Origin of the sequence: Devosia indica, assembly GCF_003056405.1 — a bacterium.
GTDB classification, from domain to species: Bacteria; Pseudomonadota; Alphaproteobacteria; order Rhizobiales; family Devosiaceae; genus Devosia; species Devosia indica.
In genome coordinates this window covers 269,601-290,665 of the sequence record NZ_PYVZ01000004.1, presented here as the reverse complement: position 1 = coordinate 290,665, position 21,065 = coordinate 269,601, and the positions used below count along the sequence as shown (strand labels likewise).

The 21,065-nt window shown below is 63.2% G+C and carries 18 protein-coding genes; 11 read left to right on the top strand and 7 right to left on the bottom strand.

Annotation, left to right across the window (positions count from 1 at the left end; genetic code table 11):
- Window positions 1–465: 465 nt before the first annotated feature.
- From ntrC to dusB, 3 genes are read right to left on the bottom strand one after another with little or no spacing between them, the layout of a single operon-like run.
- Window positions 466–1,914, bottom strand: a complete 1,449-nt coding sequence (ntrC, locus tag DDE76_RS06300; protein WP_104894364.1) for a nitrogen regulation protein NR(I) — start codon at window positions 1,912–1,914, stop codon at window positions 466–468.
- Window positions 1,911–3,050, bottom strand: coding sequence for a two-component system sensor histidine kinase NtrB (locus DDE76_RS06295; protein ID WP_104895041.1), 1,140 nt, complete (start codon window positions 3,048–3,050; stop codon window positions 1,911–1,913). The genes ntrC and DDE76_RS06295 overlap by 4 nt, the downstream gene beginning before the upstream one ends.
- Entirely contained in the window at window positions 3,047–4,048 is a 1,002-nt protein-coding gene (gene dusB / locus DDE76_RS06290; protein ID WP_245891814.1) for a tRNA dihydrouridine synthase DusB, read from the bottom strand. Before dusB ends, DDE76_RS06295 begins: the two co-directional genes overlap by 4 nt.
- A gap of 140 nt (window positions 4,049–4,188) precedes the next feature.
- On the opposite strand from dusB, the gene DDE76_RS06285 reads away from it, so the two are divergent.
- Window positions 4,189–5,418 carry a bifunctional 2-C-methyl-D-erythritol 4-phosphate cytidylyltransferase/2-C-methyl-D-erythritol 2,4-cyclodiphosphate synthase gene (locus DDE76_RS06285; RefSeq protein ID WP_342748368.1) on the top strand — a complete coding sequence of 410 codons (1,230 nt, stop codon included), beginning with the start codon at window positions 4,189–4,191 and terminating at the stop codon, window positions 5,416–5,418.
- Window positions 5,419–5,925, top strand: coding sequence for a CinA family protein (locus tag DDE76_RS06280; RefSeq protein ID WP_104894362.1), 507 nt, complete (start codon window positions 5,419–5,421; stop codon window positions 5,923–5,925).
- A gap of 35 nt (window positions 5,926–5,960) precedes the next feature.
- Here DDE76_RS06280 and DDE76_RS06275 read toward each other — a convergent pair whose 3' ends face one another.
- Both DDE76_RS06275 and DDE76_RS06270 read right to left on the bottom strand, forming a co-directional pair.
- On the bottom strand, window positions 5,961–7,346 hold the full coding sequence (locus DDE76_RS06275; protein WP_104894361.1) for an FAD-containing oxidoreductase: 1,386 nt from the start codon (window positions 7,344–7,346) through the stop codon (window positions 5,961–5,963).
- A 40-nt stretch (window positions 7,347–7,386) separates the two neighbouring features.
- Window positions 7,387–8,547, bottom strand: a complete 1,161-nt coding sequence (locus DDE76_RS06270) for a LysR family transcriptional regulator (RefSeq protein WP_104894360.1) — start codon at window positions 8,545–8,547, stop codon at window positions 7,387–7,389.
- 128 nt (window positions 8,548–8,675) lie between these two features.
- Here DDE76_RS06270 and DDE76_RS06265 point away from each other — a divergent pair, with 128 nt between their 5' ends.
- From DDE76_RS06265 to DDE76_RS06225, 9 genes are all read left to right on the top strand, one after another.
- Window positions 8,676–10,259, top strand: coding sequence for an aromatic amino acid lyase (locus tag DDE76_RS06265; RefSeq protein WP_245891813.1), 1,584 nt, complete (start codon window positions 8,676–8,678; stop codon window positions 10,257–10,259).
- 55 nt (window positions 10,260–10,314) lie between these two features.
- A complete protein-coding gene (gene osmF, locus DDE76_RS06260) occupies window positions 10,315–11,226 on the top strand; it encodes a glycine betaine ABC transporter substrate-binding protein OsmF (RefSeq protein WP_104894358.1) in 912 nt (303 codons plus the stop codon).
- A 155-nt stretch (window positions 11,227–11,381) separates the two neighbouring features.
- Window positions 11,382–12,572, top strand: coding sequence for an ABC transporter permease (locus DDE76_RS06255; protein WP_104894357.1), 1,191 nt, complete (start codon window positions 11,382–11,384; stop codon window positions 12,570–12,572).
- The gene (locus DDE76_RS06250) at window positions 12,569–13,501 is read left to right on the top strand and encodes an ABC transporter ATP-binding protein (protein ID WP_104894356.1); all 933 of its coding nucleotides are present in this window, start codon (window positions 12,569–12,571) and stop codon (window positions 13,499–13,501) included. Before DDE76_RS06255 ends, DDE76_RS06250 begins: the two co-directional genes overlap by 4 nt.
- Window positions 13,498–14,250 carry an ABC transporter permease gene (locus DDE76_RS06245; protein WP_104895039.1) on the top strand — a complete coding sequence of 251 codons (753 nt, stop codon included), beginning with the start codon at window positions 13,498–13,500 and terminating at the stop codon, window positions 14,248–14,250. The genes DDE76_RS06250 and DDE76_RS06245 overlap by 4 nt, the downstream gene beginning before the upstream one ends.
- A gap of 20 nt (window positions 14,251–14,270) precedes the next feature.
- Window positions 14,271–15,632: a dihydroorotase gene (locus tag DDE76_RS06240; protein ID WP_104894355.1), complete on the top strand. Its 1,362-nt coding sequence runs from the start codon at window positions 14,271–14,273 to the stop codon at window positions 15,630–15,632.
- Window positions 15,629–16,882: a Zn-dependent hydrolase gene (locus DDE76_RS06235; protein ID WP_104894354.1), complete on the top strand. Its 1,254-nt coding sequence runs from the start codon at window positions 15,629–15,631 to the stop codon at window positions 16,880–16,882. The genes DDE76_RS06240 and DDE76_RS06235 overlap by 4 nt, the downstream gene beginning before the upstream one ends.
- Window positions 16,882–17,970 carry a thiohydantoin desulfurase gene (locus DDE76_RS06230; RefSeq protein ID WP_104894353.1) on the top strand — a complete coding sequence of 363 codons (1,089 nt, stop codon included), beginning with the start codon at window positions 16,882–16,884 and terminating at the stop codon, window positions 17,968–17,970. Before DDE76_RS06235 ends, DDE76_RS06230 begins: the two co-directional genes overlap by 1 nt.
- Window positions 17,971–17,973: 3 nt before the next feature.
- A complete protein-coding gene (locus DDE76_RS06225) occupies window positions 17,974–19,635 on the top strand; it encodes a thiourocanate hydratase (RefSeq protein WP_104894352.1) in 1,662 nt (553 codons plus the stop codon).
- Window positions 19,636–19,661: 26 nt separating this feature from the next.
- On the opposite strand, the gene DDE76_RS06220 is transcribed toward DDE76_RS06225, so the two are convergent.
- Window positions 19,662–20,105, bottom strand: a complete 444-nt coding sequence (locus DDE76_RS06220) for a type II toxin-antitoxin system RatA family toxin (protein ID WP_104894351.1) — start codon at window positions 20,103–20,105, stop codon at window positions 19,662–19,664.
- A gap of 2 nt (window positions 20,106–20,107) precedes the next feature.
- Window positions 20,108–21,061: a lipoyl synthase gene (gene lipA / locus DDE76_RS06215; protein WP_104894350.1), complete on the bottom strand. Its 954-nt coding sequence runs from the start codon at window positions 21,059–21,061 to the stop codon at window positions 20,108–20,110.
- Between the last annotated feature and the right edge of the window lie 4 nt (window positions 21,062–21,065).

Here is a 21,065-nt window from a genome sequence, read left to right as displayed (position 1 = left end):
GCCCAGTTTGCTCCGCTTCGACCGCGTTGGTTGTCATATTGGCGGCACGTCGCGAGCCACCATCTATGTGCAAAACCAGAGGGAAAGCGAAGCCTGACCCAATTCACCCGACCCTTCAAGACAATTGTTGCCAAAATGTGACACTCCATCGCGATGAGAAGACGGTCCGGTGGACCGTTTTCCGCGATGGAGGCCCGAAGACTACGAGGTGTGTCCGACAGGACGAGCAGCGCCGGTGGCGCTGCGAAAACAGAGAAGGCCTTGAGAGCTATGCTCGAAAGGCTGCTCGCAGGGCACGAACACCGTGGACCAGCGCCATGAACCACAGGCTCAATTGACGACGCTGGTCAGTGCGCCGTTTTCCTTAGCCTAGGCCCAGAGATATCGCGGTGTGCCCGACAGGACGAGCGGCGCAAGTGGTGCCGCGAAAACAAGAAGACGGCAAAGGCCGAGCTCGCGCGGCCCCTAACCCCGACGGCTGCTATGCTTGACGATCTCGATGCTGTGCGTCCGGATCTTCTTGCGCAATGTGTTGCGGTTCAGCCCCAGCAGGTCCGCCGCCTTGATCTGGTTGCCGCCACAGGCATTAAGCGCCATGGCAATCAGCGGCGCCTCAACCTTGTCAATCACCCGCTGATACATGCCCGCCGGCGGCAAGTTCGGCTCATGCTCGCGCAGCAATTGCCCCACATGGGTTTCAACAGCCATGGAAATATCCACCGGTCCAGAGGCCGAGTTGCCGGCGGGACGGTCGACGATATTGAGCTCGTTCTGCACGATTTCGGCGGAGATCTGCTCGTCCACATAAAGCGCCGACAGACGCCGCACCAGGTTTTCCAGCTCGCGGATATTGCCCGGCCAATTGTAGTTCTGCATCAGCCGGATGGCTTCGGGCGAGATGGATTTCGACGGCTCGCCCTCGCGCTGTGCCAGCCGCAGGAAATGCTGCACCAGGTCTGTGATATCGTCGATCCGCTCGCGCAGCGGCGGCAGCCGGATCGGCACCACATTGAGGCGGTAATAGAGGTCCTCGCGGAACAGGCCCTGCCGGATCATCTGGCTCAGGTCGCGATGCGTGGCGGCGACGATGCGCACATTGGTCTTGATGGCATTGCGGCCACCCACCATCGTGTACTCGCCCTCCTGCAGCACACGCAGCAGACGGGTTTGCGCATCCATGGGCATGTCGCCGATTTCATCAAGGAACAGCGTGCCACCCTCAGCCTGTTCGAACCGGCCGGACGAGCGGGTATTGGCGCCGGTAAAGGCCCCCTTTTCGTGCCCGAACAGCTCTGCCTCGATCAAGTCTCGCGGAATGGCGGCCATGTTAATGGCGACGAACGGGCCGTTCCGCCGCTTGCCGAAATCGTGCAGCGCCCGAGCGACCAACTCCTTGCCGGTACCGCTTTCGCCAGTGATCATCACCGTCAGGTCGGTCTGCATCAATCGCGCCAGGGCGCGATAAATGTCCTGCATCGCCGTCGAACGCCCGACCAGCGGCATGGTCTCGCTGGGCTCCTCGGCCTTGCGTTCGGCATTGGTTGGCTTCTTGGCATCTGCCAGGGCCCGCGCCACCACCGAAAGCACTTCGGTAATGTCGAAGGGCTTGGGAAGATACTCATATGCCCCCACTTCCGAGGCGCGAATAGCCGTCATGAACGTGTTTTGCGCGCTCATAACAATCATCGGCAGCTCTGGCCGAAGCTTCTTGATCTTGGGCATCACCTCGAAGGCATTGCCATCGGGCATGGCCACATCGGTTATCAGGATGTCCCCTTCCCCGCGGCTCACCCAGTTCCACATGGTCGAGATATTGCCCGTCGGCCGCACCTCGTAGCCGGCGCGTGTCAGCGCCTGGTTGAGCACCATGCGGATTGCGGCATCGTCATCGGCAAGCAGAACGACATGGCTCATGCGGGCGAACCCTCTTCGACATCGGCGGAATTCTGGAAGGCACCACTGGCCACCGGCAGCAGGATGCGGAAACGGGTGCGGCCAGGGCGGCTGTCGCAATCGATCACCCCGCCATGATCCCCCACGATCTTGGCCACCAGCGCCAGCCCCAGGCCGGACCCATTGGTCTTGGTGGTCACGAATGGATCGAACAGGAACGGCAGGATATCGGGCGGCACGCCCGGTCCGTTATCTTCAATGACGATTTCGAGCGGCAGCGAAATGCGCTCCGCCACGCCGGCCACGCTGATGCGGATGCCCGGACGGAAAGCCGTCGAAATCCTGATCTCGGGTTTCTGTGTTCTTTCAAGCGCTTCCGAGGCGTTCTTAATTAAATTCAGAAAGATCTGGATAAGCTGGTCGCGATTGCCGAATACCGGCGGCAGCGAGGGGTCATATTCTTCATAGAAGGTGATGCCCCGCGCCACGCCATTGCGTGCCAACAGCTTCACCCGGTCGAGCACCACGTGAATATTGATTGGCTCGCGCTCCATGGGGCGCTCATCGCCAAACACTTCCACCCGGTCGATTAGCCCCACGATCCGGTCGGTCTCTTCGCGAATCAGCCGCGCCAGCGGCACCTCGTCGCTCGGCACCGATTGCTCCAGCAATTGGGCCGCGCCGCGAATGCCGGACAACGGGTTCTTGATTTCATGGGCCAGCATGGACGCCAGCCCCGTCACCGAGCGCGCAGCCCCGCGCGACACCATCTGCCGGTCGATCTTGTCGGCCATGGTGCGTTCCTGGATCAGCACCGCCACCCGCCCATCCGTGTCCGAGATCGGGCTGGCGAAAACATCGGCAATACGCTCATCGCCAAAGCGCGACGACCCCACCCGAACCCGATATTCGGTCATTGGCGCACGCCGCTGCACCACCGTCTCGACCAGCGAGATGATTGGTGATCCAAAGGCGATCAGATCGTCCAGGCTCTGCCGGGTCAGCACGCTCAGCGATGCGCCGAAAAACGCCTCGGCGGCATAATTGACGAACTGGATGCGCCGCGCCTCGTCGAGCACCATCACGGGCTGCGGCAGCGCCTGCAGCACGGCGCGCGCCGGCACGGAATCGAGATCCATCACGACAGCACTGCTCATGCGGCCGCCCTCCATTCCCCTGAAAACAGGGTATCAATCAGCGACAGCACCGCTTTGGTGTCCTCATTGTCCAGCAATTGCGTCCGCGTCGGCTTGTCCAGCGCCAGCCCGGCCGCGTCGGCATACCAACCCAGATGCTTGCGCGCGGCCCGCAACCCGACCTCGACGCCGTAGTCAACCAGCATGTCTTCATAATGCTGTTGGATCAGCGCCACGAGCTCAGCGCCCTCCGGAGGCGCCTCGGCCTCTTGCCCGGCAAGCGCTGCACCGATCTGGCCAACCCGCCAGGGTTGCCCCTGCGCCCCGCGCCCTAGCATGACGGCCGCGGCCCCGGATTCGGCCAGCGCCTGCCGCGCGCTCGCGGTATCCACAATGTCGCCATTGACCACCACCGGCACATCGACAGCCTTGACCACATCGCGCACCAGCCCCCAGCGCGCCTGGCCCTTGTAGAATTGCTGCCGCGTCCGGCCATGCACGGTAATCATCTGCGCCCCGGCGCTAACCGCCAATTGCGCAATCTGCGCGGCGTTGAGACTTTCATCATCCCAGCCCAGCCGCATCTTGACCGTCACCGGACGCGTCGTCGCGCCCGCGACCGCCTCGACAATCCCCAGCGCCTGGTCGGGCACCCGCATCAGCGCCGATCCGGCATAGCCATTGGTCACCCGCTTGGCGGGGCAGCCGAAATTGATGTCGATAATGTCCGCGCCCGCGCCCTCGGCAATGCGCGCGCCCTCGGCCATCCATTCCGCCTCGCAACCGGCCAGTTGCACCACATGCGGCAGCGTGCCGGCCCGCGTCAGCTTGCGCACCATGCCGCCATGGCCCGTGCTTAGGGCCGCGCTGGCCACCATTTCCGAGACCACAAGGCCGGCGCCAAAGCGCTCAGCAATCTCGCGAAATGGCCGATCGGTTATGCCCGCCATCGGCGCCAGAAAGGCGCGATTACGGATGGCATGCCCACCAATGCTCAATGCGCAGGCAGTGTCGGTCAAGGAATTGCCCCAGAATTGTTCAATTTGGCAATGGTGCCCGCACAATAGTCAATTTCGAACACCACGCAACCGCTTCTCACTGTCGCAACAGGGTAAACCAGCCCTGCTCTTGCCGCATGGCAGAGGGGCAGCTAGACCCTTTGGAACAGACGGTTCCATTGCCCAGTGCCTATATCCCCATGCGTCCGAAATCCATAGCCGTCATTATTGTTGCCGCCGGAAAAGGCGAACGCGCCGGAACCGACGGCAACCCGGATCCCAAGCAATACCGTCTGCTGGCCGGCGAACCGGTGCTGTCCCGCACCATCAAGGCATTCCTCGCCACCGACGCGGTCACCCGGATCGTCCCCGTCATTCACCCGGACCACGCAGCAAGATATGACCAATTGGCCCTCGATGACGCCCGCCTGCTGCCGCCGGTCCATGGCGCCCTCACCAGGCAGGGCTCCGTCCTCGCTGGTTTGAAAGCCCTGGCGCCGCTGCGCCCCGATCTGGTGCTGATTCAGGACGCCGCACGTCCCTTTGCCACCCCCGCCCTCATTGGGCGTGTCATTGCCGCTCTGCGCCAAAATGACGGGGCCCTGCCCTCCCTGCCCGTCACCGACACCATCAAGCGCTCGTCCGATGGCACTCTTGTCGCCGCCACCGAAGACCGCCGCCAGCTCTTTGCCGCCCAGACCCCGCAGGGCTTTCGCTTCGGCCAGATCTTTTCTGCCCATATGCGGGCCGAAACGGTCCGTCGCGACTTCACCGACGATGCGGAAATCGCCGAATGGGCCGGCCTCAGCGTCGCCATGGTCGAAGGCGAGCGCAACAACATCAAGATCACCCATCCCGAAGATTTTTCACGCGCGGAGCGTATCATCATGACCGATCTCGGCACCGAAACCCGCATCGGCACCGGGTACGATGTTCATCCCTTTGCGCCCGGCGACGCGGTCTGGCTGTGCGGTGTAAGAATTCCCCACAAGGCTAAGCTTGAAGGCCATTCGGACGCCGATGTTGCGCTCCACGCCCTCACCGACGCCATTCTCGGCGCCATTGGCGAAGGCGATATCGGCACCCATTTCCCGCCCAGCGACCCGCAGTGGAAAGGCGCAGCCTCCACCCTGTTCCTCGCCCATGCCGGTGCGCTGGTAGCGCGCCGCAAAGGGCGCATCGTCAATCTGGACGTGACAATTGTCGCCGAAGCGCCGAGGATTGCCGCTCACGTCCCCGCCATGTGCGCCGTGATCGCCGAAACGCTCGGCATCTCGGCGGATCGCGTGGCAGTCAAGGCGACGACAAACGAAAAGCTCGGCTTTATCGGGCGGGAGGAGGGTATCGTGTCCATGGCCAGTGCCAGTATTGAATTGCCAAGGGTGGATTGAATGGCAGCCAAGGCTAAACCCCCTGCGGGCCAGCAGATCATCGATCTCCTCGCCGAGCGCAACCAGACCCTGGTCACCGCTGAAAGCTGCACCGGCGGCATGATCGCTTCGGCCCTTACCGATATTCCTGGCGCCTCCGCGGCCATCTATGGCGGCTACATCACCTATGCCAATTCGGCCAAGTCGCGCATGATCCAGGTGCAGCCGCGCCTCATCGGGGACTATGGCGCCGTCAGCAATCAGGTGGCCCGCGCCATGGCCGATGGCGCCCGCAACACCGCCCGAGTCGATTTTGCCGTCGCCGCGACGGGCATTGCCGGTCCCGATGGCGGCACCGAGAAAAAACCCGTGGGCCTCGTCTATGTCGCCGTCTCGTCCGAACTGGCCACCGTCGTCATCGAACACCGCTTCGGCGATCTCGGCCGCGACGGCATCAGGAAAGCCACCGTCGACGCGGCGCTGGACCTTGTCCTGCAAGTTCTGACGAGCGACCCGCCGAGTCCGTAGCGCCGACTGGATCAGGCAATTTTCCGAAAACTCGCCTATGGACCTTCGGCGGGTATGAGTTCGCCTGAAATGGTCGGGATCAGCTCACCGACCGTTGGATGGATGTGCATTGTGTTGGTCAGTGCATCGACCGTCGCCCCCATCTGGATCATGTCCAGAATGGAATGGATCGCCTCATCTCCCCCCGGCCCGAATATTGCGCCGCCAAGGATTGCGCGGGTTTCTGCGTCGACGACAATCTTCATCAGCCCCTGCGTTTCACCTTTCTCGACGGCGCGGCCCACCCGGGTCATCGGGCGTTTGCCGATCAGGACCTTGTGGCCCGTCGCGAGGGCCTCGGCTTCCGACAGCCCGGTGCGGCCCAGCGGTGGATCAATGTAAAGACCATAGCTCATGATGCGGTCCGAGACCTTGCGGGCGCCGCCATCGAGCAGGTTGGACGCAACAATTTCAAAGTCATTATACGAGGTGTGGGTGAAGGCGCCTTTCCCGTTACAGTCTCCCAGGGCCCAGATGCCTGGGATGTTGGTCTCCAGCCGGTCATTGACCCGAACATATCCGCGCTTGTCGCATTCCACCCCCGTTTGCTCGATGCCCAGATCGTCAGTATTTGGCTGGCGGCCGACCGCGAGCAGGATGTGGGAACAGGCAATTTCGGGTTCGCCGGTGGTGCAATCCACCCCCACCAAGGGCCCGGTCTCCGAGCGCGCAAAATGGATGCACTCGGCGTTGGTCCGCACCGCAATACCTTCTCCTTCCAGAACGTCGCGGATCGCCTCGGAGACCTCCGGATCCTCCTTGCCTGCCAGATGCGGACCGCGCTCGACAATGGTGACACCAGACCCGAAGCGCCGGAACATCTGCGCAAATTCGAGCCCGATATAGCTGCCGCCGACAATGACCAGATGATCGGGGCGCTCCTTCAGCCAGAACAGGTCCGAATTGGTCAGCACATCGACCTGATCCAGGCCAGGCATGTCAGGAATGGCGGCACGGGCGCCGACATTGAGAAAGATCTGATCCGCCTCATAGCTGTCGCCGCCCACGCTTATGCGTTTGGGCCCGGTAAAGCGCGCATGGCCGCGCACCAGCGTCAGCCCGCTCATGCCGTCCAGCCAGCCTTCGACGCCGCTGCGGGACTTTTCGCTGATGGCCATGGCCCGGCGCATCACGGCATTGAAATCAACCTCGGGTTTAGATCCGATACTGATCCCGTGTTCTTTTGCATGGGCAACCGAATGCGCGATCTTTGCGCTGGCCACCAAGGCCTTGGTCGGGGTGCAGCCCGTATTGACGCAGGTGCCGCCAACCTGTTCGCGCTCGATCAGCGCAACGGTTTGGCCCGCCGCCGTCAAGCGCGCTGCCAAGGGCGGGCCGGCCTGACCTGCACCAATGATGATCGCATCGAAGGTCTTCGTCATGGCACACGGTCTCCTTGCTTGGCGCCCCATACGGGCACAATCAGTGGGGGGCTGGCACGGTTGCACGCTCGATCGCATCAAGAACGGCGATTCCAGCGGCCGAATGCCCCGCCGATTTGAGCCAGCACAGCCAGTATTGCATGTCAAATGTCGAAGGCAGAGAGATACTGTGCAAGTCCGGGCGGATCGAAGCGACAGAAGCCCTCGGCAGGACAGAAACAAAGCCGTATTCCAGCACCAGATTCAGGATGACCGGAATGGAGTCGATCTCGAGCAGGGTCAGCCGGTCCCGTTCCGCGTCGCTAAAGGTCATGTCCAGAAGCTGATCGATACGCAGGCGCAACCCGCTGCGCGGGCTGGGCAAAGCAATTGGCCGGTCTCGCAGCGCTGCGGCGATGTCCGTGCCTTTGGCGCCCACAATGGCAAGGCCAGACGCCACAATGGGCGCGCCCTCAAGATCTTCGGGCAATCTCTCGGTATCGAGCAGCACCACATCGAAGGCACCACTCTTGAGCCCCCGCAAGAGGTCCTCTGCCGTTGTCGAACTGATGAACAGCGGTTGCTTGGGGCGGGTTATGGCCCAGCTCGCCGTCAGCTTTGCCAATTGCCGGGCGATCTCGCTTTCATAGCCAAGCGGCATGATCGAGCCCAGCCTGACGGTGGCCTGGGCGCGGCGAAACCGGTCCTCGGAGGTTCGCGAGATCTGACCCCAGAGCTGGAGCAACCGGCTGCAATCGTCCAATAGCCGCACGCCCGTTGCGGTCAACTCTGTCCCCCCCGTTCCCCGCTCGAGCAGCGTGTGCCCGAGGGCGGTTTCGAGATGGGCCAATTGCCTGGACAATTGTGGCTGCCCCAGCATCAAGGCCCGCGCCGCCTGCCGGATGGACCCACGCTCGGCCACCTCGATAAATCGTCCCAGCGCTTGCAGTCTGACGGTGGATAAGAAAGGATCGGACCCGGGGGCATACAGGCGGCGCGCCACTTGGGCCGCCTCGGTGATCGATGGTGCGAGACGATTGGCCTCGAGCGTAAAGACAAGTCCCGAGCCGGCCCGCTGGCAAAGACTGGTCGACAGCGCGCTTTCGCACCGCGCCAGGGCCGCAGCAATGCTCGATGCAGGACGTCCGGAATGCCGCGCTGCACCGCGCAGACTACGCTGGTGCAAAACAATATCGACCAGGAGCAAGGTCGAAGTGTCCATCTCGATGCCTCTTTGTTGAGCACATAGTCAACGTGCCCACTGATAGAACATAGCCTGTTCAGCTTTTGGGATATCCCATGGTTCAAAATTTTCCAATAGCGTCGCCCTTGCAAGGAGACCCGGACGACGTGAACGCGCAAATCGCCATACCGACCGACACGATCCGGCTTGAAGGCAAGCCACTCAGCTTTGCTGATTTTGTGCGGATTGGGTCGCGTAGAGCATTGATCGTACCGGACGCCGCCGCGCTTGAGCGCGTCCACAAGGCTCGCCAGGTCATGGAAGACGCCATCAATTCCGGGCAGCCGGTTTATGGGGCCACCACTGGCGTGGGGGCAATGAAGGATATTTCCTGGTCAGACGACGATCTTGATGCCTTCAGTACCGGCCTGGTGCGCGCCCACCACTTCGGCACGGGCAGCGCCTTTCCGCTCGAGGTGGTCCGCAACGCCCTGGCGATCCGGATCAATATGGCCTTGACCGGGCGCGTCGGGTGCACACCTGAGCTGGTTTCGGCCTTTCAAGGGCTGCTTGACGCAGACGTCATCCCGGTCGTGCGCCGTACCGGCTCGATTGGTTGTGCCGATATCGGACTGATGGGGCAGATCGGCGCTGTCTTGACCGGTGTTGGTGAAGCTTATCACTCCGGTGAACGCCTGCCGGCCGCTGAAGCCATGGCGCGCGCGGGCCTCAAGCCATTCAAGCTGGCACCGCGCGACAGCCTGGCGTCGGTCTCGACCAATGCCGTTGGCTATGCCGCCGCTATGCGCGCCATTCGCCAGGCGGCCACTACGGTGCGCGTGCTGCTGGCAACCGGCTTGACCACGGCCGGGGCTCTGGGCGCCTCGCGCGATCCCTGGAAAGCGGTGGCCCATGTCGGCACCGAGCGCGAGGCTGGTGTCGGTGCCTGGCTCTATTTCAACGCCATGGGTTGGGACTGGCCCACGGGCACCCATGTTCAGGATCCGCTCTCGATCCGCATGATGAGCCAGGTATTTGCGACAGCCTTTGAAAGCCTGACCGTTGCCGGACGTACAGTTCTGGCTGCGACCGGCCGCACTGACGACAATCCGGTGGTCGCAGGCGGCCAGGTGCTCACTTCCGGCGGCTCGCTGCCGCTCGATGTCACGGTGTTTCTGCAGACCGCCCAATTGGCGCTGGCCCATGTGGCCCGCAATTCCTTCAATCGCTGCGTGCTTCTGGGCAATGGCGGCCGACGGGATCTGCCGGTCAACCTTGTGGCCCCGGGAGCGATAGCGACCGGGTTCGGGCCGATCATCAAGCTGGCCGGCGAACTGTTCGTACGCTGCCTTTCGCTCTCCAACGCGATCTCCGCACAGTCTCTCGTTGTTGCCAATGGTCTTGAGGATGAGGCGGCCTTTCTCCCTCTGGTCGTCGAGCGTTTCGAACGTCAGGCGGGCGCCCTGCGACGCCTTGCGGCCCTTGAGGGGTTGCTCGCCGCCCAGGCCATGGACATTTCGGGCGACAATCCGGGCAATGTGCCGGGTATGGTTTATGAGTTGGTGCGCCGGCACGCGGCCTTCTATCGCGAGGACCGTCCGCTCTCAGCAGAAGTCGAGGCGGTGGAAGCGGCTCTGGCGTCCGATGACTTTGTTGGCGAACTGATTTCACATTCCGCCATTATGGAGTTGGACGAGTATTTTGCACTCGGCCCACAGACAGGGACTGAACCAACCACTGTCATGAACTGACAGTGCTTACAGGGTAGGGACAGCCGGAAACTTCCGGCTCACAAAGGAGAGAGTCATGCGCCTAACGAAAACGCTATTGGGTGCGGCCACCGCACTTGCATTGACCATGACCGCCGCACAGGCGCAGGTGGTCGTTTCGTCAAAGATCGACACTGAGGGCGGTGTGCTTGGCAACATCATCAAACAGGTGCTCGAAGCCAACGACATTCCGGTCGAAGACCGGATCCAGCTTGGCGGCACGCCGATTGTGCGCGAAGCCATCACCGCGGGCGAGATCGACATCTATCCCGAATATACCGGCAATGCGGCCTTCTTCTTCGAACGGGCCGATGATCCGCTCTGGAACAATGCCCAGTCGGCCTACGAGGAAGCCAAGAAGCTCGATTACGACGCCAACCAGATCGTCTGGCTGACGCCGTCGCCCGCCAACAACACCTGGGCCGTGGCCATCCGTCAGGATGTGGCCGAGGCCAATGGCCTGGATACCTTCACCCAGTTCGGCGAATATGTTGCCGGTGGTGGCGAAGTGGTGCTGGCAGCTTCAGCCGAGTTCGTGAACTCGCCGGCCGCTTTGCCCAAATTCCAGGAAGTCTATGGCTTCACCCTCTCGCCCGACCAGTTGATCACGCTTTCGGGTGGCGACACTGCGGCCACCATCGCGGCTGCCGCGCAGGGCACCAATGGCGCCAATGCGGCCATGGTCTATGGCACCGATGGCGGCATCGCCCCTTCCGGCCTCAAGGTGCTTGAGGACGATCAGGGCGTGCAGCCGGTCTATCAGCCCGCCCCGATCATTCGTGAGGAAGTGCTCACCGAATATCCGCAGATCGAGGAACTGCTGGCGCCGGTCTTCGAAGCGCTGACGCTCGAAACCCTGCAGGAGCTCAATGGCCGGGTGCAGGTTGGCGGCGAGGCAGCGTCCAGCGTGGCCACCGACTTCCTGACAACCAACGGCTTTCTGAGCTGAACCGTCGGCCTTCGCCGCTGGCGGAGGCCATGCCTGCCGGGGTGGCGGTGCCAGATGCGCGCCACCCCACTGGCTGCGGACGGTCTCGATATGCGGGGACAGTCTCGACAGCGTCCGGATGACGCCATGCCTGCCAGGAGGCGCGAGGGGGCCTTATGACGACCGCTGATACCACGAGCCAAAGCCGTGCCGCATGGCCGGCCTTCGACAAGCTCGGCGTGCTGATCGCCCTGATTGCTGCCGCTGCCGTCTTTCTGCCCTTTGCGGTTTTCCGCGCCAATCGCATTGTCCTGGGCGAGGGGCTGCTGATCCCATCCGCCCTTAGCTCTCCCTCGGCGGTCCTGCTCGGTCTTGTCCTGCTGATCGGCGTCGCGACCATGCTGCTGCGCGTCAATCCTCTCGCCAAGCTCGGTGTCGGCTTCCTGGTGCTGGCCACGCTCTTCGTCCTGATCGGCCAGTCGGCGACGTTTCTGACGCCCCCTGACAACACCTTTGCGCGGGTCTCGCCCGGCGCCGGGTTCTGGCTTCTGACCTTCGCTTTCGCGCTGCTGGTCACAGACGCCCTCACGCGGCTCAAATTCGGTCCATGGCAGCGCATCACTATCCTCGCATTGGTCGGGGTGGCGATGGCAGCACTGCTCTGGAGCGGCGCCTGGAACGATCTGTCGATCCTCAAGGAATTCGCCAATCGCGCGCCGGCCTTCTGGGCCGAGGCCCGTACCCATTTGCTTCTGGCCTTCGGCTCGGTCGCTATCGCCATCCTTGCCGGCGTGCCACTGGGCATTCTGCTCTATCGCGTCAAACCACTGCGCGCCGCCGTCCTCAATACCCTCAATATCGTCCAGACCATCCCCTCGATCGCGCTGTTCGGGCTGCTGATCGCCCCGCTGGCCTGGGTCGCGGCCAATGTGCCGGGCGCCTCGGCCATCGGCATCTCGGGCATCGGCATTGCCCCGGCAATGGTCGCTCTGTTTGCCTATTCGCTGCTGCCCATCGTTTCGAACACCGTGGTGGGCCTGGTCAACGTGCCCGAGGCCGCCAATGACGCGGCGCGCGGCATGGGCATGACCAATCGGCAGCGCCTGTTTTCGGTAGAACTGCCCCTGGCCTTCCCCGTCATCCTCACCGGCATCCGCATCGTGCTGGTCCAGAATATTGGCCTGGCCACCATCGCTGCTCTGATCGGTGGCGGCGGCTTTGGCGTCTTCGTGTTCCAGGGCATCGGCCAGACCGCCATGGATCTGGTGCTGCTCGGCGCCGTCCCCACCGTGGCCCTGGCCTTTGCCGCCGCAGTGGTCCTCGATGCCTTTGTTGAAATGGTCAGCACCAGGGAGCGTGCCCAATGATCGAAATCCAGGAGCTGACCAAAGTCTATGGTGAGACGACGGTGGTCGACAGGGTCTCCCTGACCATCGGAGCCGGCGAACTCTGCGCCATCGTCGGCACCTCGGGGTCGGGCAAGACCACCTTGATGCGCATGGTCAACCGGCTGGTCGAGCCAACCGCGGGCAAAGTGCTGATCGACGGGCAGGATACGCGCGACGTTCCCGCCTATGAGCTGCGCCGCCGCATCGGCTACGCCATTCAGGGCCACGGCCTGTTTCCCCACCGTACAGTGGGACAGAACATCGGCACCGTTCCCCATCTGCTCGGCTGGGAAAAGTCCCGCATCACCAAACGGGTCGACGAGCTGCTGTCACTGTTCCAGCTCGATCCGGCCCAGTTCCGTGATCGCATGCCCAATGAATTGTCCGGCGGACAGCAGCAGCGCGTCGGCGTGGCCCGCGCCTTGGCCGCCGAGCCCAACATTCTCCTGATGGACGAACCTTTTGGCGCGCTCGACCCGGTCATTCGCTCCAAGGCCCAGGATGACCTGCTCGCCATCCAGAAGCGGTTCAACACCACCGTTGTGCTGGTGACCCATGACATGGAAGAGGCCATCCACCTGGGCAGTCGCATTGCGGTCATGGATGGTGGAAAATTGCTGCAATACGCCACCCCCCAGGAAATCATCGCCAATCCGGCGACCGATTTCGTCGCCGAGCTCATTGGAGGCGACCGGCCCTTCCGTATGCTCTCGCTGGCGAAGGTGCTTTCCCTGGTCGAACCTGGCGAAGCGGCGGGCGATCCGATCTCTGCTGGCGCCAGCCTCCGTGAGGCCTATGCCGAATGCCTCTGGTCGGGGCGGGAAGCCTTGCCGGTTATCGAGGACGGCAAGCTGATTGGTCGCATCAGCCGAAACGACCTGGCCAGGTGCGCCGCGAGGCCGTCATGAGCATTGGCCTCGTCATCCGCCTCCTCGTCTTGGCCTTGCTGGTGGGTTTCCTGGTCAGCCCGGAAAGCTTTGCCTTCGTCTTCGAGCCGCTGACCAAGAACAATCAGCCGGTCATCTACAATCAGGGCAGCCTGCTCGACCTGACACTCAATCACCTTCTGATCGTTGCCATCGCGACAGCTCTGGCCACCACCGTCGCAGTTGGCCTCGCCATCCTCGTGACGCGTCCCTTCGGCGCCGAATTCCTGCCGCTGTCGCGCAGCCTCGCCAATGTCGGGCAGACCTTCCCGCCCGTCGCCGTGCTGGCCCTGGCCGTGCCCATGCTCGGTTTCGGCACTGCCCCGACGCTTGTGGCCCTGTTTCTCTATGGTCTCCTGCCGATCTTCGAAAACACCCTGACCGGCCTCACCGGGCTGCCGCCCACAGTGACCGAAGCGGCGCGGGGCATGGGCATGACCGGCGGGCAACGCCTTGTTCGCGTCGAGCTGCCTCTGGCGCTGCCGGTCATTCTTGCCGGCGTGCGTCTCTCCACTGTGATTTCGCTGGCCACGGCCACCATCGGGTCCACCGTTGCGGCGCGCACGCTCGGCGAAGTCATCATCGCTGGGCTCCTGTCCAGCAATACCGCCTTCGTGCTGCAGGGCGGGCTCATTGTGGGTGCGCTCGCCGTGCTGATTTACGACGGCCTCTCGGCCATCGAGCGGGCGCTGACCCGCCGCACTGGCCAGGGCGCGCGCGCCAACGCCTGATTACGGAAAGACTACAGACCATGTCCGACTTCGACCTCAGCCTCACCGGCACCATCGTCCTACCGGACCGCGTCATCGCGCGTGGCCATATTGCCGTGCGCGATGGCAAGATCGCTTTGGTCGGCGAGGGCGCAGGTCCTGACGCGAAGGAACGTCACGATCTCGGCAACGCCATGATCCTGCCCGGCGCCATCGATGCCCAGACCCACTCGCTCAGCCAGAAGGATCAGGAAGACTTCATCTGGTCCACGCGCTCGGCGGCGGCCGGCGGCGTCACTACCATCGTCGATATGCCCTATGATGAAGGCAATCTTGTTTGCTCCGCCGACGCGGTCCGCATCAAGATCGAACATGCCAGCTCGCAGGCGCGTGTCGACTTCGCCCTCTATGGCACGATCAATCCGGAGGAGGGAGCCGCCCGCATAGCCGAACAGGCTGAAGCCGGCGTTGCCGCCTTCAAGTTCTCGACTTTCGGCACCGATCCGATCCGCTTCCCTCGCATCCCCCCTGCCCTGTTGGAAGAATGCTTTGCTGCCGTCGCCAAAACCGGCCTGACAGCCGGCGTTCACAACGAGGACGACGAAATGGTCCGTGCGGCCATGGCCAGGGTCAAGGCGGCCGGCATCACCGATTATCGCGCGCATGGCCTCAGCCGCCCGCCGCTGACCGAACTGCTGGCCTCGCTGCAGATCTACGAGACCGGCGCGCAGACCGGCTGCCCCGCCCATGTGGTGCATTGCTCGCTCGCCCGCGGCTACGAGATCGCCCGCACCTATCGCGAACAGGGCTACGCCGCCACCATCGAATGCTGCATTCACTATCTGACGCTGGACGAGGAAAACGACGTCGCCCGGCTCGGCGGCAAGGCCAAGATCAATCCGCCGATCCGTCCGCGCGCCGAAGTCGAAAAGCTTTGGCAGCATGTCGCGGCCGGCAATGTCACTCTGATCTCGACCGATCACGTCAGCTGGTCCGAGGACCGCAAGACCAATCCGGACATGCTCGCCAACGCCTCCGGCGTGCCCGGCCTCGAAGTCATGGTGCCGCTGTTCATCAAGGGGGCCCTGGACCATGGCGTGCCGCTGACCTGGGCGGCCAAACTGATGGCGGAAAACCCCGCCCGCCACTTCCGCCTCGACCACGTCAAGGGCGCGCTGGCGCCCGGCAAGGACGCCGATATCACCGTTCTGGTCGATCGCCCGCAGGTCTATGACGCCGCCCGCAGCGGCCATAACGTCGTCGGCTGGAGCCCGTATAACGGCATCGAACTGCCCTGGACCGTCGCCGGCACCTGGCTTCGTGGCCAGCAAGTCTTTGACGGAACAGATGTTTTGTCCGAACCAGGCACAGGTCGCTTCGTCCGTCCCGAGGCGCGCGCATGACCCGCAACCTGCCCACCAGCGCCGCGCGCATCGACGAGGACATCTCGGCTTTGGCCAAAATCACCGAGCCCGACCGCCCATATACCCGCCGCGCCTTCACCCCCATGTTTCTCAAGGGCCGCGACTGGCTGGCGCAGCGCTTCCAGGCCGCCGGCCTCACCACTCACATCGACGCCGTCGGCAACCTCATCGGCTCCCGAAAGGGCAACAAACCCGGCCTCGGCACCATCATGCTGGGCTCGCATTCCGATACCGTGCCCGATGGTGGCCGCTATGACGGTATCGCCGGAGTGTCCGCCGCCCTTGAAGTCGCCCGCGCCCTTGCGGACAAGAACATAGAACTAGACCACGATCTGGAGATCATCGATTTCCTCGCCGAAGAGGTCTCGATTTTCGGCGTCTCCTGCGTCGGCAGCCGCGGCATCACCGGAACCCGCCCCGAAGACTGGCTGGGCCGACAGATCGAGGGCGTTACCCTTGCCAGCGCAATCGCCGAAGTCGGAGGTAATGCCATAGACACGACGACGCGCAACGATATTGCTGCTTTCCTTGAGCTGCATATTGAACAGGGTCCCGTGCTCGAAAACGAGAACCTCGACATCGGGGTGGTCACCGCCATTGCAGGCATTTCCCGCATAGAGATAGCCGTCGAGGGGCGCGCCGATCACGCCGGCACCACCCCCATGGGCAGTCGCAAGGACGCCCTGTCGGCAGCCGCCTGGATTGCCTTGGCGGTGGAGCGCTTTGCCACCGACCTGGCCGCCGGTGAATTCCACTTCGCGGCCACGGTCGGCGAGTTCCGCATGGAGCCCAATGCCGCCAATGTGGTGCCCTCGCGCGTCACCATGCTGATCGATGCGCGCGCCGAGCGCCGCGCCGACATGGAGCATTTCCTCGCCCAATTGCGTGAAGGCGTTGCCGGCATTGCCGCACAGACCGGCGTGACCGTGCCAGAGCCACGCATTATCTCGGACAATATGCCGACGCCCTGCGATAAAGACATCCTGGCCGCACTCGATGCCGCCTGCGACGCTATCGGCGCACGGCATCGCCGCATGGCTTCCGGCGCCGGACACGACACCGCCTGGATGGCGCGGGTCACCAAGGCGGCGATGATCTTCGTGCCTTGTGTCGAGGGCCGCAGCCATACCCCTGAAGAATCCGCCAAGGCCGAGGACATCGCGCTTGGCGCTGCCGTGCTGCTCGACGCAGTGCGGCAGCTCGATAAAGACCTGCAGGAGACAGCATAATGGGACGCATCCTTACCGACAAAGACGTGGAAGCGGCCGTCAAAGGCGGCTCTGTCTATGCGGCAGGCGGAGGTGGCTGGGCCGATCACGGGCGCATGCTGGGCTATGCGGCAGTCTCCATCGGCAAACCGGAACTCGTATCGGTCGAGGAGTTGAACGACACCGACTGGGTGGCCACAGCCGCCGCCATCGGCGCGCCGGCCTCGACCACACCGTGGGAAATGCGCGGTGTCGATTACATCAAGGCAGTGCAACTGCTCCAGGACGCGCTGGGCGAGAAACTGGCCGGCCTGATGGTCGGCCAGAATGGCAAGTCCTCGACGCTCAATGGCTGGCTGCCTTCGGCCGCGCTGGGCCTGAAAGTGGTCGATGCCGTGGGCGATATCCGCGCGCACCCCACGGGCGATATGGGCTCGATTGGCTTGGCCGGTTCGCCCGAACCGATGATCCAGACCGCCGTGGGCGGCAATCGCGAGGAAAACCGCTATATCGAGCTGGTCACCCGCGGTGCCACCGCCAAGGTGTCCCCGATCCTGCGCACCGCCTCGGACATGTCCGGTGGCTTCATAGCGTCCTGCCGCAATCCTGTCCGCGCCAGCTATGTCCGCCAGCACGCGGCTCTTGGCGGCATTTCCCTGGCGCTCAAGCTCGGCGAAGCCATCATCGCAGCCGAGGGCAAGGGCGGCAGCGCCATCATCGATGCCATCGTCAAGACCACCGGCGGGGCGATCCTGGTTGAAGGCAAGATCACCAAAAAGGCGGTGACCTATACCAACGAGGCCTTCGACGTCGGAACTGTCACGCTTGAAACCGGCGCCGTCCTGCATGTCATGAACGAATATATGGCCGTCGACACCCGAGACGGCGTCCGGCAGGCCACTTTCCCGGACGTCATCACCACGCTTTCGCGAGACGGCGAGCCGCTCAGCGTCGGCCAGCTTGAGGAGGGCATGCAAATCTTTGTGCTGCATGTCTCCAAATCCATCATTCCACTGTCATCCAGCGTGCTCGACCCATCCGTCTATCCGCATGTCGAAAAGACCATGGGCATAGATCTGGCGTCCTACGCCCTGTCCAGGGAGGGCTGATAAATGCCGACCCCCAACCCCCGCCATCCACGCTTCCCCATACCCGGCGGCAACGAACTCCGCGCCCGCGGCTGGCGCCAGGAAGCGCTGCTGCGCCTGCTTGAAAATGTCCTGAGCGTCGGCGAAGACCCGGACAATCTCGTCGTCTATGCCGCGCTCGGCAAGGCGGCCCGCAACTGGGCCAGCCACGACGCCATCGTCCATGCGCTCAAGACCATGGACGAGGATCAAACGCTCATCATCCAGTCGGGCAAGCCGATCGGCCTCCTCAAGACCCACGCCAGGGCGCCTCTGGTCATCATGGCCAATTGCAACATCGTGGGTCAGTGGGCCAAGGCCGAGGTGTTTTACGAGCTGGAGCGCAAGGGCCTGATCTGCTGGGGCGGACTGACCGCCGGCGCATGGCAGTATATCGGCAGCCAGGGCGTTATCCAGGGCACCTATGAAATCTTCATGCGCATTGCCGAGAACCGCTTCCATGGCGATCTGGCGGGGCGCTTCATCCTGACCGCGGGCCTCGGCGGTATGGGTGGGGCCCAGCCGCTGGCCGGGCGCATGGCGGGCGCCGCCATCCTCTGCGTCGATATCGACCCCGAGCGCGCGGCCAAGCGCAAGGAAATCGGTTATCTCGAAGAGATTGCCCCCGATCTCGACACGGCCCTCGAGATGATCGCCACGGCCGTCCGCGAAAAACGCGCGACCTCCATCGGCCTTGTTGGCAATGCCGCCGACATCTATCCCGAGATTGCGCGACGCGGCATCACACCCGATATCGTCACCGACCAGACCTCGGCCCATGACCTGGTCTATGGCTATGTGCCCAAGGGCTATTCGCTCGAACAGGTGCGGGGCCTGCGCAAGTCCAATCCGGCCGAACTGATGGCGGCCAGCCGGGCCTCCATCGTCGATCACGTCCGCGCCATGCTCGACTTTCAGGCGCGCGGCGCCGAAGTCTTCGACAATGGCAATCTCATTCGGACCCATGCAAAGGACGGCGGCGTTGAAAACGCCTTTGATATCCGTATCTTCACCGAGGCCTATCTGCGCCCGCTGTTCGCCCGCGCCATCGGCCCCTTCCGCTGGATGGCGCAATCCGGTGATCCCGAGGACATTCGCAAGATCGACGACCGCCTGCTCCAGATGTTCCCGGATAACCGCATCGTCACCAACTGGATCCAGCTTGCCAGGCGCCATGTGCCGTTTGAGGGGCTGCCATCGCGTATCGCATGGCTGGGCCATGGCGAGCGCACCGAACTGGCGCTAGCGGTCAATGAAATGGTCGAGAAGGGCGAACTTGCCGGCCCGATCACCTTCAGCCGCGACCATCTTGACGCAGGGGCCATGGCGCATCCCAACATCATGACCGAGCGCATGAAGGATGGCTCGGACGCCATTGCCGACTGGCCCATCCTCGACGCCATGCTGCTGTGCTCATCAATGGCCGACCTGGTTGTCGTCCATTCTGGCGGTGGTGGCTATTCCGGCTATATGACCTCGGCCGGTGTTACTGTCGTTGCTGATGGCACTGAGGCGGGAGCGGAACGGCTCTCCCATGCACTCACCAACGACACAGCACTCGGCGTCATGCGCTATGCTGACGCCGGCTACGAGGAAAGCCGGGATGAAATTGCCCGCCGGTCGATTGGGCATATCGACTTGGCCTGACAACAAAGGCAGGGTCTGGTGTCTGTCTAGGCACCAAACCGCCTGTCGGCTTCGTCACAGAAGGCGCGCATGATCTCTTCCTGCTTGGCGGCAAACGCCGGCTCGGCCACCGCAGCGATCAGCGGATTGGAAATCTTGAAATCAATTTCGAACCGCACCCGCGTCCCCTGCCCTTCAGGCTCGAAGCTCCAGACGCTGTCGAGATAGGCAAACGGACCGTCCACGGCCTTGGCACAGATCGTTCGGGCCACTGAATCCAGGCTCACCCGGCTGGTATAGGCCTGAGTGATCGGCCCGAAAGAGATGGTCATGCGAGCCAGCCGGATATCCTTGCCGCCGGCCGCCGGATCGGGACGCACCTGCATCGCCTGGCAATTGGGCACGAAGCGCGGATAGTCCTCAAGGTCCGAGACAATATTGAACATCCGCTCGGGCAGATGCGGCACATGCCGCTCAAAAAACCGCTTCATGCCTAGTGCCCGAGCTTGGCCAGACGGTTCGCCTTGAGGCGCGCGAAATCTTCCCCGGCATGATGCGACGAGCGCGTCAGCGGACTCGACGAGACCAGCAGGAACCCCTTGGAGGTCGCGACAGTGGCAAAGGACTTGAACTCATCCGGCGTCACGAAGCGCTGCAGCGGGTAGTGCTTCTTGGTCGGCTGCAGATATTGCCCGATAGTCAGGAAATCGACATCGGCCGAGCGCAGATCGTCCATCAATTGCAGGACTTCGTTTCGCTCCTCGCCCAGCCCGACCATGATGCCGGACTTGGTGAAGATGGTGGGATCCAGTTCCTTGACCCGCTGCAACAGCCGGATCGAGTGGAAATAGCGCGCGCCGGGCCGCACCTTGAGATATTTCGAGGGCACGGTTTCCAGGTTGTGGTTGAATACATCCGGCTTGGCAGCCACCACGATCTCAAGCGCCCCATCCTTACGCAGGAAGTCCGGCGTCAGGATCTCAATCGTCGTGTTTGGGTTGCGGGCGCGGATCGCCAGGATCACATCGGCAAAATGCTGTGCGCCGCCATCGGCGAGATCGTCGCGATCCACCGAGGTGATCACGACATGCTCGAGCCCGAGCTTCTCGACGGCGATGGCGACGTTTTCCGGCTCATTCGGGTCGAGCGCAGTCGGCAGGCCGGTGCGCACATTGCAGAAGGCGCAGGCGCGGGTGCAGATCTCGCCCATGATCATCATGGTCGCGTGTTTCTTGCTCCAGCATTCCCCGATATTGGGGCAGCCGGCTTCCTCGCAAACCGTCACGAGATTGTTCTCGCGCACGATTTGCTGGGTTTCCTTGTAGACTTGCGAGCCCGGCGCCTTGACGCGGATCCAGTCGGGCTTGCGCAACACGACGCTGTCCGGCCGATTGGCCTTTTCCGGGTGGCGTGGCTTTGCAGCCGAATTATCGATGAGCGTGACCATGTCA

Bases quoted from the DNA above. Each gene is read 5' to 3' on its own strand.
- DDE76_RS06250 (WP_104894356.1), top strand. From the start codon at position 12,569: ATGATCGAAATCCAGGAGCTGACCAAAGTCTATGGTGAGACGACGGTG.
- DDE76_RS06230 (WP_104894353.1), top strand. From the start codon at position 16,882: ATGGGACGCATCCTTACCGACAAAGACGTGGAAGCGGCCGTCAAAGGC.
- DDE76_RS06255 (WP_104894357.1), top strand. From the start codon at position 11,382: ATGACGACCGCTGATACCACGAGCCAAAGCCGTGCCGCATGGCCGGCC.
- DDE76_RS06240 (WP_104894355.1), top strand. From the start codon at position 14,271: ATGTCCGACTTCGACCTCAGCCTCACCGGCACCATCGTCCTACCGGAC.
- DDE76_RS06220 (WP_104894351.1), bottom strand. From the start codon at position 20,105: ATGAAGCGGTTTTTTGAGCGGCATGTGCCGCATCTGCCCGAGCGGATG.
- DDE76_RS06295 (WP_104895041.1), bottom strand. From the start codon at position 3,050: ATGAGCAGTGCTGTCGTGATGGATCTCGATTCCGTGCCGGCGCGCGCC.
- lipA (WP_104894350.1), bottom strand. From the start codon at position 21,061: ATGGTCACGCTCATCGATAATTCGGCTGCAAAGCCACGCCACCCGGAA.
- DDE76_RS06245 (WP_104895039.1), top strand. From the start codon at position 13,498: ATGAGCATTGGCCTCGTCATCCGCCTCCTCGTCTTGGCCTTGCTGGTG.
- osmF (WP_104894358.1), top strand. From the start codon at position 10,315: ATGCGCCTAACGAAAACGCTATTGGGTGCGGCCACCGCACTTGCATTG.
- DDE76_RS06225 (WP_104894352.1), top strand. From the start codon at position 17,974: ATGCCGACCCCCAACCCCCGCCATCCACGCTTCCCCATACCCGGCGGC.
- DDE76_RS06270 (WP_104894360.1), bottom strand. From the start codon at position 8,547: ATGGACACTTCGACCTTGCTCCTGGTCGATATTGTTTTGCACCAGCGT.
- DDE76_RS06275 (WP_104894361.1), bottom strand. From the start codon at position 7,346: ATGACGAAGACCTTCGATGCGATCATCATTGGTGCAGGTCAGGCCGGC.
- ntrC (WP_104894364.1), bottom strand. From the start codon at position 1,914: ATGAGCCATGTCGTTCTGCTTGCCGATGACGATGCCGCAATCCGCATG.
- DDE76_RS06235 (WP_104894354.1), top strand. From the start codon at position 15,629: ATGACCCGCAACCTGCCCACCAGCGCCGCGCGCATCGACGAGGACATC.
- DDE76_RS06280 (WP_104894362.1), top strand. From the start codon at position 5,419: ATGGCAGCCAAGGCTAAACCCCCTGCGGGCCAGCAGATCATCGATCTC.